Source organism: Streptomyces lydicus (genome assembly GCF_004125265.1).
GTDB lineage: Bacteria > Actinomycetota > Actinomycetes > Streptomycetales > Streptomycetaceae > Streptomyces > Streptomyces lydicus_C.
In genome coordinates this window covers 7,023,347-7,036,052 of sequence record NZ_RDTE01000003.1, presented here as the reverse complement: position 1 = coordinate 7,036,052, position 12,706 = coordinate 7,023,347, and the positions used below count along the sequence as shown (strand labels likewise).

Annotated in this window: 11 protein-coding genes; 4 read left to right on the top strand and 7 right to left on the bottom strand. The window is 71.5% G+C overall.

Features of this window, described 5'->3' with window-relative positions:
• Nucleotides 1-200: 200 nt before the first annotated feature.
• On the top strand, nucleotides 201-965 hold the full coding sequence (locus tag D9V36_RS33460; protein WP_129297062.1) for a transglycosylase SLT domain-containing protein: 765 nt from the start codon (nucleotides 201-203) through the stop codon (nucleotides 963-965).
• A 157-nt stretch (nucleotides 966-1,122) separates the two neighbouring features.
• On the opposite strand, the gene D9V36_RS33455 is transcribed toward D9V36_RS33460, so the two are convergent.
• Nucleotides 1,123-3,732 (bottom strand): ABC transporter ATP-binding protein/permease, encoded by a 2,610-nt coding sequence (locus D9V36_RS33455; protein WP_129297061.1) that lies wholly within the window; start codon nucleotides 3,730-3,732, stop codon nucleotides 1,123-1,125.
• Between the two features lie 551 nt (nucleotides 3,733-4,283).
• On the opposite strand from D9V36_RS33455, the gene serB reads away from it, so the two are divergent.
• Nucleotides 4,284-5,531: a phosphoserine phosphatase SerB gene (gene serB, locus D9V36_RS33450; protein ID WP_129297060.1), complete on the top strand. Its 1,248-nt coding sequence runs from the start codon at nucleotides 4,284-4,286 to the stop codon at nucleotides 5,529-5,531.
• Between the two features lie 203 nt (nucleotides 5,532-5,734).
• On the opposite strand, the gene D9V36_RS33445 is transcribed toward serB, so the two are convergent.
• From D9V36_RS33445 to D9V36_RS33435, 4 genes are all read right to left on the bottom strand, one after another.
• Entirely contained in the window at nucleotides 5,735-6,253 is a 519-nt protein-coding gene (locus D9V36_RS33445; protein WP_129297059.1) for a SixA phosphatase family protein, read from the bottom strand.
• An 88-nt stretch (nucleotides 6,254-6,341) separates the two neighbouring features.
• Nucleotides 6,342-6,557 (bottom strand): hypothetical protein, encoded by a 216-nt coding sequence (locus D9V36_RS33440; RefSeq protein ID WP_129297058.1) that lies wholly within the window; start codon nucleotides 6,555-6,557, stop codon nucleotides 6,342-6,344.
• Between the two features lie 249 nt (nucleotides 6,558-6,806).
• Complete coding sequence (locus tag D9V36_RS42730) at nucleotides 6,807-6,923, bottom strand: SGM_5486 family transporter-associated protein (protein WP_256331552.1); 117 nt, start codon at nucleotides 6,921-6,923, stop codon at nucleotides 6,807-6,809.
• A 16-nt stretch (nucleotides 6,924-6,939) separates the two neighbouring features.
• Nucleotides 6,940-8,277 carry a CynX/NimT family MFS transporter gene (locus D9V36_RS33435; RefSeq protein ID WP_129297057.1) on the bottom strand — a complete coding sequence of 446 codons (1,338 nt, stop codon included), beginning with the start codon at nucleotides 8,275-8,277 and terminating at the stop codon, nucleotides 6,940-6,942.
• Between the two features lie 145 nt (nucleotides 8,278-8,422).
• Here D9V36_RS33435 and D9V36_RS33430 point away from each other — a divergent pair, with 145 nt between their 5' ends.
• Nucleotides 8,423-9,106 (top strand): FadR/GntR family transcriptional regulator, encoded by a 684-nt coding sequence (locus D9V36_RS33430; protein ID WP_129297056.1) that lies wholly within the window; start codon nucleotides 8,423-8,425, stop codon nucleotides 9,104-9,106.
• Nucleotides 9,107-9,305: 199 nt separating this feature from the next.
• Here D9V36_RS33430 and fabI read toward each other — a convergent pair whose 3' ends face one another.
• The gene (gene fabI, locus D9V36_RS33425; protein WP_042161549.1) at nucleotides 9,306-10,076 is read right to left on the bottom strand and encodes an enoyl-ACP reductase FabI; all 771 of its coding nucleotides are present in this window, start codon (nucleotides 10,074-10,076) and stop codon (nucleotides 9,306-9,308) included.
• Nucleotides 10,077-10,081: 5 nt separating this feature from the next.
• On the bottom strand, nucleotides 10,082-10,786 hold the full coding sequence (gene fabG / locus D9V36_RS33420) for a 3-oxoacyl-[acyl-carrier-protein] reductase (protein WP_129297055.1): 705 nt from the start codon (nucleotides 10,784-10,786) through the stop codon (nucleotides 10,082-10,084).
• Between the two features lie 329 nt (nucleotides 10,787-11,115).
• Between fabG and D9V36_RS33415 the strand changes: the two genes are divergently transcribed.
• The gene (locus D9V36_RS33415) at nucleotides 11,116-12,648 is read left to right on the top strand and encodes a TldD/PmbA family protein (RefSeq protein WP_129297054.1); all 1,533 of its coding nucleotides are present in this window, start codon (nucleotides 11,116-11,118) and stop codon (nucleotides 12,646-12,648) included.
• Nucleotides 12,649-12,706: the final 58 nt, after the last annotated feature.

Below are 12,706 nucleotides of genomic sequence, written 5' to 3'. Positions count from 1 at the left end.
GCGTGAGCTGGGAAAGTCCTCTTCGGGACGCAATATCCACCGCCAGGGTTCCACTAACCCGGATCGTACGTCACACCTTTGCCGGGGGAATTTCCGGCCGCTAAGAATGGCCCCGTCGCTCGGCGCCGTGAAGGGAATTACGGCGTTCGCCACCACTTCGGGCCCGTGCGGCGTCCCCCCATCGGAAGGTCTGTCCCGCCATGCCTCAGCACGCCACTTCTGGTCTCCGCCGCCTGACCCGGACGCAGAAGCTCTCCGTCGCCGGTGTCGCCGCAGCCGGTGCCGCAGCTCTGGTCTTCACCGCCGTTCCGGGTGCCGACGCCGGTCAGGGCGCGGCGCAGGCCACCACTGTCGAGAACGTGAAGCCGGTCGCCTTCAGCGCGGTGGGTACCGCCGCCAAGGCCCAGCAGGCCTCGATCGCCAAGCAGGCCGACAGCTCGGCCGCCAAGGGCCAGGCCGAGGCCGCCGCGAAGAAGGCCGCGGCCGTCAAGGCCGCCAAGGCGAAGGCCCAGGCCGAGAAGGCGCGCGCCACCAAGGCCGCCGCGAGCCGGTCCGCCGTACGCACCGCGATCCCCGCCGCGGCGAAGCCGACCGTGAAGCCGGTGCCCGCGAAGACCGCCGCCAAGCCGGCCGCCAAGACCTACCCGGACAACCTGGACGGCTGGATCCGCGAGTCGCTGGCCATCATGGCCAAGAAGGGCATCCCCGGCTCGTACGAGGGCATCCACCGCAACATCATGCGCGAGTCCAGCGGTAACCCGATGGCCATCAACAACTGGGACATCAACGCCATCAACGGCACCCCGTCCAAGGGCCTGCTGCAGGTCATCGCGCCGACCTTCAACACGTACCACGTCGAAGGCACCTCCTGGAACCTGTACGACCCGGTCGCCAACATCACCGCCGCCTGCAACTACGCGGCCGCCAAGTACGGCTCGATGGACAACGTCAACTCGGCGTACTGAGCCGCCGGTTCAGGCAGTCCGCCGTCGCGCACACCGCCGAGGGGCGGCACCCGGTCTCGGGTGCCGCCCCTCGGGCGTGCCGGTGGGCGGCACCCGGTCTCGGGTGCCGCCCCTCGGGCGTGCCGGTGCGGTGCGCGGTGCGGCGCACGGCGCGGTGCTACTTGCGCATGACCTCGGGTTCATGGCGGCGCAGCAGCCGTGCGACGACGAAGGCGAGTGCGACGCCCAGGCCGATCAGGATGATCATGTCCATCACGTAGACGCCAGTCTGGTGCTTCCACAACGGGTCCGGGGTGCCCGGTTCCCAGGGCAGCAGGGTGTTCATGTCCGCGGTGGTGCCCATCGCGGCGACGGCCCAGCGCGACGGCATCAGCCAGGCGAACTGTGCGACGCCCGGGGTGTCGAAGAGCTGGAAGAGCACACCGGTGAAGACCACCTGGACGATGGCGAACATGACCAGCAGCGGCATGGTCTTCTCCGCGGTCTTCACCAGCGAGGAGATGACCAGGCCGAACATCATCGAGGTGAAACCGAGTGCGATGATCGCCAGCGCCATCTCGATCTGCGGGGACCTCGCCAGGATCAGGCCCTCGGAGGGCAGGTTCCGGGTCCAGAAGCCGATCGTCGCGATGATCACGCCCTGGAAGGCCGTGACCACCCCGAGCACGATCACCTTGGACATCAGATACGCCGACCGCGACAGGCCGGTGGCCCGTTCGCGCTCGTAGATCACCCGTTCCTTGATGAGTTCGCGCACCGAGTTGGCGGCGCCCGAGAAGCACATGCCGACCGCGAGGATCAGCATGATGGTGCTCGCATCGCGGTTCGGCCGGCCGCCGATCTTGTTGATCGGCCCGTAGCCGAGGCCGTAGTCGCTGGGGATCAGCATCGAGACCACGCCGAGCACCGCGGGCAGGATGACCATCAGGCCCAGAAAGCCCCGGTCGGAGGCGAGCACCGAGACATAGCGGCGCATCAGCGTCCACAGCTGCGAGCCCCAGCTCTGGGACTTGTGTATCCGGGCCGACGGCACCTGGACATCGACCGACTGCGGGGCGACGGAATCGATGTCCGCGGCGTACATCTGGTAGTGCGGGGAGCCGCGCCAGCGCCCCATCCAGTCGTAGTCGCGGTAGTTCTCGAACGCCGAGAAGACATCCGCCCAGGAGTCGTACTGGAAGAAGTTGAGGGCTTCCTCGGGCGGTCCGAAGTAGGCCACGCCGCCGCCCGGGGCCATCACCAGCAGCTTGTCGCACAGCGCGAGTTCGGCCACCGAGTGCGTGACGACCAGGACCGTACGGCCGTCGTCGGCGAGGCCGCGCAGCAGCTGCATGACATCGCGGTCCATGCCCGGGTCGAGGCCGGAGGTCGGCTCGTCCAGGAAGATCAGTGAGGGCTTGGTCAGCAGCTCCAGGGCCACCGACACGCGCTTGCGCTGGCCGCCGGAGAGCGAGGTGACCTTCTTGTCCTTGTGGACGTGGAGCTTGAGCTCGTGCAGCACCTCGTCGATCCGGGCCTTGCGCTCGGCGTCCGCGGTGTCACCGGGGAAGCGGAGCTTGGCCGCGTACCTGAGGGCCTTCTCGACGGTCAGCTCCTTGTGCAGGATGTCGTCCTGCGGGACCAGACCGATGCGCTGGCGCAGTTCGGCGAAGTGCTTGTAGAGGTTCCGGTTGTCGTAGAGGACATCGCCCTGGTTGGCGGGGCGGTAGCCGGTCAGCGCCTTGAGCAGCGTCGACTTGCCGGATCCTGACGGGCCGATGACCGCGACCAGGGACTTCTCGGGGACGCCGAAGGAGACGTCCTTGAGGATCTGCTTGCCGCCGTCGACGGTGACGGTGAGGTGCCGCGCCGAGAAGGAGACCTCACCGGTGTCGACGAACTCCTCCAGGCGGTCGCCGACCAGCCGGAAGGTGGAGTGACCGACGCCGATGATGTCGTTCGGGCCGACCGGCGCCTTGCCGGACTTGGGGACCGGCTGGCCGTTGATGTAGGTGCCGTTGTGGCTGCCGAGGTCGTGGATCTCGAACCGGCCGTCGGGGGTGGCGCGGAACTCGGCGTGGTGGCGGGAGACCTGGAGGTCGGAGACGACCAGTTCGTTCTCCAGCGCACGGCCGATGCGCATCACCCGCCCCGAGTCGAGGCGGTGGAACGTGGTCGGGCTGCGGTCGCCGTGGGCCGGGGCGCCGGCCTGCGGGGACTGCCGGGCCTGCTGCGGGGGCACGGCCTGTGAGGGCTGCTGGGCCTGCGGGGGCTGCTGGGCCTGTTGGGCCTGTTGGGCCTGCTGCGGCGGGACGTACGGCTGCTGCTGGTCCTGCGGCGGCGCCTGCCAGCCCTGCTGGGCGGGCGGCTGGTGGTGGCCCGGTGGCTGGTGCGCGGGGGGCGCCTGCCAGCCCTGCGCGGGCTGCTGCTGCGGCGCCCTCGCGGCCTGCGCGGCCTGCGCCCCGAACGCGTCGGCGGCCTGCGCCCCGGCGGACAGGGTCACCCGGGGGCCGTCGGTGGCGTTGCCCAGATGCACGCTCGTGCCGGGGCCGATCTCCATCTGGTGGATCCGCCGGCCCTGGACATACGTGCCGTTGGTGCTGCCCTGGTCTTCGATGATCCAGCTGTGGCCGGCCCAGCGCACGGTGGCGTGCCGCCAGGAGACCCTGGCGTCGTCGAGCACCATGTCGCCCTGCGGATCACGGCCCACGTTGTAGGACCGGGACGGGTCGAGCGTCCAGGTCCTACCGTTCAATTCGAGTACGAGTTCAGGCACTCCACGCCCCATTACATAGTCCCCCGAGTGACGCCCTGTATGGGAAGTCCAGGGATGGTGAACATCGTGAGGAACTATTTCAGGCTCGGCCCGTGGACCGGTAACCGGGACGGGGCCGGGGTGCAGATGGGTGCGCCGCTGCCCGTCAAAGCCCCTCGGAGCGCGGGAAGCACCCATGGATACCCGGAGACCACCGGATAACGGGTATTCCGGACGGAAGGGGCTCCGGCGGGAGCGGTACGGCCCGCCGCCGACGCCCTGCACGTCCGCGGTGGAGGCCGCATTATGGGAGGAAGCGGATACGCACCCGGGCCGACCGCCCGGTCCGCCGCGTCCGCGCACCGCCGGCGCGCCGAACCCGTCGCCCCGGCAGGCGGGTTGGCGCGCCGGGGCGGATGCCCTGGTCGGGCGGCGCGAGGTGAGCCGGACACGACTCGATAACGATCGACGGGCCGCCGGGGCCAACGGCACAGGGGTGCGGGCGCGGCGGGACCGGGCCGCGCGGGTCCGAACCCCGGACACCCGTACGGAGGCGACCGCCCGGCGGTTACCGTAAGGGCACCATGAGCGCATCGCAGACCCCGCCTGCCACCGCCGTACCGGGCGATGACGTACCGACCCTTCTCGTGAAGATCTTCGGGAAGGACCGGCCCGGCATCACCGCAGGTCTCTTCGACACCCTCGCTGCCTACTCCGTCGATGTCGTGGACATCGAACAGATGGTGACCCGGGGGCGCATCACGCTGTGCGCACTGGTCACCGCCCCCTCCCCCGCCGAGGGCTCCTCCGGCACCTCCGAAGGCGACCTGCGGGCCACCGTGCACAGCTGGGCCGAGTCGCTGAACCTCCAGGCGGAGATCATCTCCGGCCGCGGCGACAACCGCCCGCGCGGCACCGGGCGTTCGCACGTCACCGTGCTGGGGCACCCGCTCACCGCGGAGACCGCCGCCGCGATCGCCGCCGCCATAACGGCCACCGGCGGCAACATCGACCGCATCTTCCGTCTCGCCAAGTATCCGGTGACCGCCGTCGAGTTCGCGGTGTCCGGTGCGGCGACCGAGGCGCTGCGCAGTGTGCTGGCCCCCGAGGCCGCGCGGCTCGGCGTGGATGTCGCGGTGGTGGCGGCCGGGCTGCAGCGCAGGGCGCAGCGGCTGGTGGTCATGGACGTCGACTCGACGCTGATCCAGGACGAGGTCATCGAGCTGTTCGCGGCGCATGCCGGCTGTGAGGCCGAGGTCGCCGAGGTCACCGCCGCCGCGATGCGCGGTGAGCTGGACTTCGAGCAGTCGCTGCACGCCCGGGTCGAGCTGCTCGGCGGGCTGGACGCGTCCGTGGTCGAGGCCGTGCGCAAGGAGGTGCGGCTCACCCCCGGGGCCCGCACCCTGGTGCGGACGCTCAAGCGGCTGGGCTATCAAGTCGGCGTCGTCTCGGGCGGTTTCACGCAGGTCACCGACGCACTGCAGGAGGAGCTGGGGCTGGACTTCGCCTCGGCCAACACCCTGGAGATCGTCGACGGGAAGCTCACCGGCCGGGTCACCGGCGACATCGTGGACCGGGCCGGCAAGGCGCGGCTGCTGCGGGAGTTCGCCCAGCAGGCCGGGGTGCCGCTCGCACAGACCGTGGCGATCGGGGACGGCGCCAACGACCTCGACATGCTCAACACGGCCGGGCTCGGTGTCGCCTTCAACGCCAAGCCGGTGGTGCGGGAGGCGGCGCACACCGCGGTGAACGTACCGTTCCTGGACACCGTGCTGTATCTGCTGGGGATCACCCGCGAAGAGGTTGAGGCGGCGGACACGCTGGTCGGCTGAGCGGCCCGGTCCGGCCTGGCCCGGCCAGGCCTGGTCCGGTGGCCCGGCTCGGCCCGGCCCCGCCCGGTCGGCACGGCCGCGGCAGGGAGCGCCGCCCGGCGGAGGACGAGGACGGACGGGGAGAGGGCCCCGGCGCCTGGGTGCCGGGGCCCTCTCGCGTGCGTCACGCTTCCCCGCACTCCGTGGGCGCGGGGTCCGCAGCCTTATCCGTGGGGGGTCCAGTAGGCGACCAGGCGTCCGACGCCGTGCTCGACGGACTTCCAGGAGCCGTTGAAGGCGAGCACCGCGAGCGAGGCGGTCGGGAAGCCGCTGCGGTTCATCCGGGGCAGCAGATCGCCCTCGGCGTCGCCGGAGAGCGCGTCGGCGAGGGCATGCACGCCGGGGTTGTGGCCGACCAGCATCAGATCGGTGACGTCGTCGGAGGTCTCGTTCAGCAGCGCGATGAGTTCGCCCAGGGAGGCTTCGTAGATCCGCTCCTCATAGACGGTCTTGGGTCGCTGCGGGAGCTCGTGGACGGCGAGCTTCCAGGTCTCACGGGTACGCGCTGAGGTCGAGCACAGGGTGAGATCGGGGGTGATCCCGGCTCCGGCCAGCCAGCGGCCGGCGACCGGGGCATCCTTGCGGCCGCGCTCGGCGAGCGGACGCTCATGATCGCTGGTCTCCGACCATTCGGCCTTCGCGTGTCGGAGGAGGACAATCCGGCGGGGTGTATCGGCGCTCATGCGTCCCAGCTTCGCACGAAAGGCGGCACGGGGCGCGGGGTGTTGAAGTGCTCCCTCCGCGAGATGAGGCGCGGGCGGCGGGCGGGTGTCAGGCACCGCCGCGCACGATCCGGGCCAGGAGTTCCAGCAGCGCGACCAGGCCCTGCGGGGCGCTCGCAGCCCTCGCCTCGGCGGGACCGGTGACGACTATGAGCAGGGCCGTGAAGGAGATCACCGGCAGGGCCAGTGCCCACCACGGCAGGCGCATCCGCAGGGGGTGGCTGCGGGCCTCGGCGGCGGCCGGCCGGCTGGGCACGGCGGACATGCGCATCGCCTCCGTGGCGCATCGAAGGGCGGCGCCACCGCGGACCGCGGCACGCCCACCGCTGTGTGCGGTGCTCTTCGAAGCTACGGATTCCCGGCGGCCGTTCCTATCCGGGAAGCCCCCCACTCGACCCTGGCGTAGATCCCCTAGGGGACGGGGCACGCCCACCCGCGCCCGGGCCGGCCGCGGTCCGTCCGGCCCCGGCCCCGGCCCGTCCGACCCCCGGCCGAGTACACCCAGGGGGTCTCCCTATGGCGCCGCGATACTCGCAATGATCGCGACGAGGACGGTCACGCCGAGCATGACGCCCAGCACGAGGAGCAGCTTCTTCTGGCTGCCCTGCGGATTCGGTTCGAGCACTGGCATGCGCCCAGTGTCGCACTCAGGTCTCGTCCTCGATCCGGCGGTCCCGCCCGGCCAGCACACCCACCGCGATCTGCGGCACCATCAGCCCTGCCATCAGGGCGATCGGCAGCCCCCAGCCGCCGCTGTGCTGGTAGAGCGTGCCGACCAGCAGCGGTCCGGGAACGGAGATCAGATAGCCGACACTCTGGGTGAAGGCCGAGAGCTTGACGACCCCGGCGGAGCTGGTCGAACGCATCCCGATCATCGTCAGGGCCAGCGGGAAGGCGCAGTTGGAGATGCCCATCAGCAGCGCCCAGGCCCAGGCACCGGCGGCCGGTGCCAGCCACAGTCCGGCGTAGCCGGCCAGGCCGCACAGGCCGAGCAGCACCGCGAGCGGACCCTGATGCCGCATCCGGGCCGCCAGCCGCGGCAGGACGAAGGAGAGCGGGACGCCCATCGCCATGGTGACCGCCAGCAGCACCCCTGCGGTGCCCGCCGAGACCCCGGCATCGCGGAAGATCTGCGGCATCCAGCCCATCGTGATGTACGCGGCGGTGGCCTGCAGTCCGAAGAAGACGGCCAGCGCCCAGGCGGTCGGCGAGGAGGTGATCCGCAAGGTGGTTTCCCCGCTGTGTGCCGGGCCGCCCGTGGCCGGCCCGGCGGCGGCCCTGCGCTGCCGTACCACCACGAGCCAGGGCAGCACGGCGACCGCCGCGAGCGCCGCCCACACCGCCAGACCGGTCCGCCAACTCCCGCCGAGCGCATCGGTCATGGGCACGGTGAGCGCCGCGGCGAGCGAGGTGCCCAGGGCCAGCGCCATGGAGTAGAGCCCGGTCATCGGGCCGACCCGGTCGGCGAACCAGCTCTTGATGACCACCGGCATCAGGACATTGCTGACCGCGATGCCGGCCAGGGCGAGCCCGCTGGCGGCGAGGAAGCCGCCGGTGCCGCCGGCGTACGGGCGCACCGCGACACCCACGGCGATCGCGGCCATCCCGGCGCAGACGACCGCGCCGGGCCCGAAGCGCCTGGCCAGACGGGGTGCGGCGATGCCGAAGGCGGCGAAGCACAGCGCGGGTACCGAGGTCAGCAGGCCGGCGACGGTGCCGCTCATGCCGAGACCGTCGCGGACCTCCTCCAGCAGCGCGCCGAGGCTGGTGATGGCCGGGCGGAGGTTGAGCGCGGCGAGGACGAGACCGGCGATCACGATCCACCGCAGCCGGTGGCCGTCCTGCCCGGTCGCCTGGTGGTGGTGCTCCTGAGCGGCTTTCCCGAGGCCCGGCTGCGGGCGTCCGGTGCCGTGGGCGGGCCGGTCGGCGGGGGTCGTATGGGGCCCGGCGGCGGGGCCGAGGGTCGCGAGGTCGTCGTCTGCCATAGGCGCCATCATAGAATCATGGGATGAATGCTTGTCCAGCCGGTATCGATACCCTCTGCTGGCCCGGCCGGCGCCGGTGGCCGCAAGGCTCCGCCGGGCGCCGCACCGCCCCCGTCCGCCGTCCCCCTCACCCCGGAGTGCAGCCATGCCTCTGACCTCGCCCCGCCGGTCGGCGCTGTCCGACCAGGTGATCGCGCAGCTGCGCGCCCAGATCACGTCCGGCGAGTGGCCGGTGGGCTCCCGTATCCCGACCGAGCCGGCGCTCGTCGAACAGCTCGGGGTGGCCCGCAACACCGTCCGCGAGGCCGTACGGGCACTGGCGCACAACGGGCTGCTGGACATCCGGCAGGGCTCGGGCACATACGTGGTGGCGACCAGTGAACTGGCCGGGGTGATGAACCGCCGGTTCGCGGCGGCCGAGCCCGGACACGTCGCCGAGCTGCGCAGTGCCCTGGAGGCGTCGGCCGCCCGGCTCGCCGCCGAGCGCCGCACCGCACAGGACCTGCGGCAGCTCGACGCCCTGCTGGAGCGGCGCGAGCGGGCCTGGGAGTCCGGCGCGGCGGAGGCCTTCGTGCAGGCGGACGCGACCTTGCACATGGCGATCGTGTCGGCCTCGCACAACGAGGTGCTGGCGGAGATCTACGCGGACCTCGGGGGCGTGCTGCGCGACTTCCTGCGGGCCGATGTGGGCGAGGAGCTGCGGCCCGAGGCCCATAGGGACCATTCCCGGCTGGTCGAGGCGATCCGGGCGGGCGACGGCGACCGGGCCGCCGCCGAAGCGAGCGCCCACCCCTTCGGCTGCCGGCCCGGCCTCCCGGACCTCGGCTGACCCGCGGAACACCGCACGCCGCACACACCGCACGCACCACATCCCGGGCGGGCCCCGGCGGCTCCCGCCCCGTGAACCCGCACCGCCCGCCCGCGAACGCAGACCGCCTCGCCCGTGAACGCGTACTGCCCGCCCCGGCGGACCGGAACGGGCAGTACGGACGAGCAGCGCGGACGTGCAGCGCAAAAGCGCCGGTGCGTCAGGCGCCCATCATGTGCACACCGCCGTCGACGTGGACGATCTCGCCCGTCGTGCGGGGGAAGAAGTCGGACAGCATGCCGACGACGCCGCGGCCGGCCGGCTCCGGGTCGGCCAGGTCCCAGCCGATCGGGGCACGGTGGTTCCACACGTCCGCCAGCTCCTCGAAGCCGGGGATGGACTTGGCGGCCATCGACTTGATGGGTCCTGCCGAGACCAGGTTGCAGCGGACGCCCTTGGGGCCGAGGTCACGCGCGAGGTAGCGGTTGGTGCTCTCCAGCGCCGCCTTGGCCACGCCCATCCAGTCGTACTTGGGCCAGGCGATCTGGGCGTCGAAGGTGAGGCCGACGACCGCGCCGCCGTGCTCCATGAGCGGCAGGCAGGCCATGGTCAGCGACTTGTACGAGTACGCCGAGACCTGCACCGCGGTGCCCACGTCCGACCACTCGGCCTCCAGGAAGTTGAAGGCGCCCTGCGGGCCGAAGGCGATGGAGTGCACGATGCCGTCGAGGCGGGCGCCCTCGCCCTGGTGCTCACGGATCTTGTCGGCCAGCCCGTCCAGGTGCTCCTGGTTGGTGACGTCCAGCTCGATGACCGGGGCGGGCTTGGGCAGCCGCTTGGCGATCCGCTCGACGAGCGAGAGCCGGCCGAAGCCGGTCAGGATGACCTCGGCGCCCTCGTTCTGGGCGACCTTGGCCGCCTGGAAGGCGATCGACGACTCGGTCAGGACACCCGTGACCAGGATGCGCTTGCCTGCAAGGATTCCACTCATGCTGATCAGTGACCCATGCCCAATCCGCCGTCGACAGGAATGACGGCTCCGGTGATGTACGCGGCCTCGTCGGAGGCCAGGAAGCGGACCGAGGAAGCGATCTCCTCGGGCTGCGCATACCGCGCGAGCGGCACCTGCTTGACGATGCCCTCCCGCTGCTCATCGGTGAGCACACGGGTCATGTCGGTGTCGACGAAGCCGGGGGCGACGACGTTGACGGTGATGTTGCGGCTGCCCAGCTCCCGGGCGAGCGAGCGGGCGAAGCCCACCAGGCCGGCCTTGGACGCGGCGTAGTTCGCCTGGCCCGCGCCGCCCATCAGGCCCACCACGGACGAGATCAGCACGACGCGGCCCTTGCGGGCCCGCAGCATCGCCCGGTTGGCGCGCTTGACCACCCGGAACGTGCCGGTGAGGTTGGTCTCCAGTACCGAGGTGAAGTCCTCCTCGGACATCCGCATCAGCAGCTGGTCACGGGTGACGCCGGCGTTGGCCACCAGCACCTCGACCGGACCGTGCTTCTCCTCGATCTCCTTGTACGCCTGCTCGACCTGCTCGCTGTCCGTGATGTCGCACTTCACGGCCAAAAACCCCGCGGGCGGCTCGCCCGAGCGGTAGGTGATGGCGACCTTGTCGCCTGCCTCGGCGAAGGCACGGGCAATGGCGAGGCCAATGCCGCGGTTACCTCCGGTGACCAGAACCGAGCGGCTCAAGAGATCACCCTTTCCGTTTCCTGTCCGTCCTGCGTTCGATACGAAACTATCGGTCACGGAGCCTTTAGGTGGAATCCAGCACGGACAGGCACGGGCGCCGGTCACTGTCGGGTCTCCACAGAACCACCACCGCGGCGCGCCCCCTCTGCGGCCACCGTGCGTGCCCGCGGCGCGCCCCCGGCGGCCACCATCCGCGCCCGCACCGGCGCCCGGCACCTGGGCGCACGCCCTGGCCGACTTCCGGCGCCGCGCACCGCCGCACACCGCCGCGCCCTGGGCCACGGGCGCCCGGCAGGGCATGATGCAGGCGCCGACCACGGGAGGACTCCTTGCCTGCACCCCATGCCGTTGACGAAACATTCCTGGCGCTGCCGTTGCACGCGCTGGCCGATGCGGCGCTGGCCCGCGCCCGCGCGCTGGGCGCCGACCACGCGGACTTCCGCCTGGAGCGGATCCGCAGCGCGTCCTGGCGGCTGCGGGACGCCCGTACGTCCGGGACCTCGGACACCACCGACCTCGGGTACGCGGTCCGGGTGGTGCACGGCGGGGCCTGGGGCTTCGCCTCCGGGGTGGGTCTGACCATGGACGCGGCGGCGCGGGTGGCCTCGCAGGCGGTGGCGATGGCCAAGCTGTCGGCCGAGGTCATCCGGGCCGCCGGCTCCGACGAGAGGGTCGAGCTGGCCGACGAGCCCACCCACCCGGACCGCACCTGGGTCTCCTCGTACGAGATCAATCCGTTCGACGTACCGGACGCCGAGAAGAGCGGGCTGCTGGCCGAGTGGAGCGCCCGGCTGCTGGGCGCCGCGGGCGTGGCCCACGCGGACGCCTCGCTGCTGACCGTCCAGGAGAACAAGTTCTACGCCGACACCGCGGGCACCGGCACCACCCAGCAGCGGGTGCGGCTGCACCCCGAACTGACCGCGGTCGCGGTGGACCCGGTGACCGGCGACTTCGACTCGATGCGCACCCTCGCCCCGCCGGCCGGCCGCGGCTGGGAGTACCTGACCGGCGACCACCACGACTGGGACGGTGAGCTGGCCCGTATCCCGGAGTACCTCGCCGAGAAGATGCGCGCGCCGCGCGTCGAGGCCGGCACGTACGACCTGGTGGTGGACCCGTCCAATCTGTGGCTGACGATCCACGAGTCGATCGGGCACGCCACCGAACTGGACCGGGCGCTGGGCTACGAGGCGGCGTACGCGGGCACCTCGTTCGCCACCTTCGACCAGCTCGGGAAGCTGGCGTACGGCTCCGCGCCGATGAACGTCACCGGCGACCGGACCGTCGAGCACGGGCTCGCGACCATCGGCTACGACGACGAGGGGGTGGCCGCCCAGTCCTGGGACCTGGTCAAGGAAGGGACCCTGGTCGGCTACCAACTCGACCGCAGAATGGCGAAACTGAAGGGCTTCGACCGCTCCAACGGCTGCGCGTACGCGGACTCCCCCGGCCATGTGCCGGTCCAGCGGATGGCGAACGTCTCGTTGCAGCCGGCCCCGGACGGACCGTCCACCGAGGAGCTGATCTCGGGGGTGGAGCGCGGCATCTATGTCGTCGGCGACCGGTCCTGGTCGATCGATATGCAGCGGTACAACTTCCAGTTCACCGAGCAGCGGGCCTATGCGATCCGGAACGGACGCCTGTGCGGACAGCTCCGGGACGTTGCCTATCAGGGGACCACCCCCGACTTCTGGGGCTCCATGGAGGCGGTCGGCGGACCGCAGACCTACGTGCTCGGCGGGGCCTTCAACTGCGGCAAGGCCCAGCCGGGCCAGGTCGCCGCGGTGTCGCACGGCTGTCCCTCGGCGCTGTTCCGGGACGTCAACATCCTCAACACGGCACAGGAGTCGGGGCGTTCCTGAGGGTCCCGCACGGGGCCACGGGCGCCGTCATCCGGTCAGCCTCACCACTGTGGAGGTC